3 protein-coding genes are annotated in these 2098 nt (G+C 72.1%); 2 read left to right on the top strand and 1 reads right to left on the bottom strand.

Annotated elements, in window-relative coordinates:
- A partial coding sequence (locus JAO81_RS42805) for an FAD-linked oxidase C-terminal domain-containing protein (protein WP_307813801.1) occupies positions 1 to 506 on the top strand: 506 nt, incomplete at its 5' end.
- 27 nt (positions 507 to 533) lie between these two features.
- Here JAO81_RS42805 and JAO81_RS28395 read toward each other — a convergent pair.
- Positions 534 to 1013, bottom strand: coding sequence for an SsgA family sporulation/cell division regulator (locus JAO81_RS28395; RefSeq protein ID WP_199550814.1), 480 nt, complete (start codon positions 1011 to 1013; stop codon positions 534 to 536).
- Positions 1014 to 1265: 252 nt separating this feature from the next.
- Here JAO81_RS28395 and JAO81_RS28390 point away from each other — a divergent pair.
- Positions 1266 to 2098: DUF2510 domain-containing protein (locus JAO81_RS28390; protein WP_199550813.1), on the top strand; the 833-nt coding region annotated here is incomplete at its 3' end.

The raw sequence follows: 2098 nt of genomic DNA, 5'->3' as shown, positions 1-2098 counted from the left end.
ATCGGGCGGCCGTGGGCGAGCTGGGCGCGGCGGCGGGAGCCACCGAAGTGGTACCGGCGGAGGACCACGCCGAGTCCGAACTGCTGCTCCAGGCCCGCCGGTTGTCCCTCACCGCGCTCGAAGCGATCAAGGGGTCGAGCATGATCGACGACGTCTGCGTGCCGCGCTCACAGCTCGGCGCCCTGCTCGAGGGCACCGCGCGGATCGCGGAGAAGTACGACCTGACGATCGGGGTCTGCGCCCACGCGGGGGACGGCAACACCCATCCCACGGTCTGCTTCGACGCGCAGGACCCCGACGAGTCCCGGCGCGCCCGCGAATCCTTCGACGAGATCATGGCCCTCGGTCTGGAACTCGGCGGCACGATCACCGGCGAGCACGGCGTGGGCGTCCTCAAGAAGGAGTGGCTGGCGCGCGAAATCGGCCCGGTGGGCGTCGAGTTGCAGCGGGGCATCAAGCAGACCTTCGACCCGCTGGGCATCCTCAACCCGGGCAAACTGTTCTAGCGCTCTCATGTACGGGTACGTACGGGATCACTCACCGTCCTTGGACTCGTCCGAGGGCCAGGGGTCGCTCAGCCACATGTCGTCGTGACCGCGCGGTGCGGGGGCGAGCAGCTCGGCCAGGCCCTCGTCGATGCCGAGCTGCTCGGATTCAGCACCCGGCGGGACCACCCGCAGCGTGCGCTCGAGCCAGGCGGACACGGCGGCGGCGGGCGCCTCGAGCAGCGCGTCACCATCGGGTGAACTCAGCGCCATGAGCACCACGCTGCGCCCCTCGACCTTGGTCGGCCAGACCCTGACGTCCCCGTGCCCGCACGGCCTGAACACCCCCTCGACCAGGAGCTCCCTGGCGAAGGTCCAGTACACGGGCAGATCGGTGTTGACATGGAAGGTGATGTGCACGGCGTACGGATCGTCCGTGCGGTAGGTGAGCCTGGCCGGCACCGGGATCGTCCGCTCCGGTGACAGCACCAGCCTCAGCTCAAGCTCGCGTTCCACCACGGTGTGCATGTGCGTCAGCTTCCTTTCCTCCTGCGGGCTCCGAAGCGGCCCACGGAAGGTGAGAGCGCGGTGGAGGGGATTGCTTACGCGACTTTCTCCGGTTTTCTTACGGGAGTTGGAGGTGACCTGGGTCACGGTGGAGGTCGGGCCCATGCGCGCTCGAAAGGGGCCGATGAGGCGGGACGGGCCCGGGTGCGGCCGGTGGTCTGATAGATGTGGACCCCAAACCAAGACCCCCGAGCAGATACGGGACGACGGACCATGAGCGCCCCCACCCCGGCACCCGGCGACACCAGCCCGCGCGCGGGCTACTACCCCGATCCGTCCATTCCCGGATATGTCCGGTACTGGAACGGAGTTGCCTGGGTCCCCGGCACCAGCCGCCCCGCCCCGTCCGAGGGCGAGGCCATGCCGGCACCGCCCGGTGGTGGCGCGGCGCCCTCGGTACCGGCCCAACAGGGGCCGCGGGCGGACGAGACGGGCCCCATGTTCTTCGATGAGGAACCGGCGGACGCGGTGCCCGCCGCTCCCGCCCAGGCCGCGCCCTCGCAGCCCGCTCCGTCCGAGCCCTCGCCCGCGCCTTCGGCTCCGGTGGTTCCCGAGGCGGCGCCTGCCGACGCCGTACCCTCCGCGTCCTTCGAGCCGGAGGACCTGCACGGCGCCCGTCCGGAGCCGGCCTCCGCGTGGCAGGCCGACGCGGGACGGCAGTCCGGGTTCGGCGGGGAGCAGGACCGCCGGGTGTCGTGGGGTGCGCCGGCCGGTTCCGGCCAGGACCCACGCGTCGCCGCGTCCGCTCCCGCAACCGGCTCGCCTTCTCCGGCTGCCCCTGCCCCTGCCCCTGCCCCTGCCTCTGCCTCTGCCCCTGCCTCTTCTTCGCCGGATACGGATTACTCTCCGGCTTCCGGTACGAAGAAGGACACCGCGCCCCCGGCGCCCGCCGCCGAGGACGGCCCGACCGAGGGCACCATGACGATGCGCGCCCTGCGCCCCCGCGCGGGCGACGCGGGCACCGCGGCGCCGCAGGGGCCGTCCCATCGCACCGACGGCACGATGTCGATCCGCCGGGTCGAGACGGCCGGCTCCGCGCCGAAGGC

Origin of the sequence: Streptomyces sp. N35 (assembly GCF_016464295.1) — a bacterium.
Classification (GTDB): domain Bacteria; phylum Actinomycetota; class Actinomycetes; order Streptomycetales; family Streptomycetaceae; genus Streptomyces.
The sequence above is the reverse complement of the archived record's forward strand: the minus strand, read 5'-3'. Positions and strand labels throughout refer to the sequence as shown.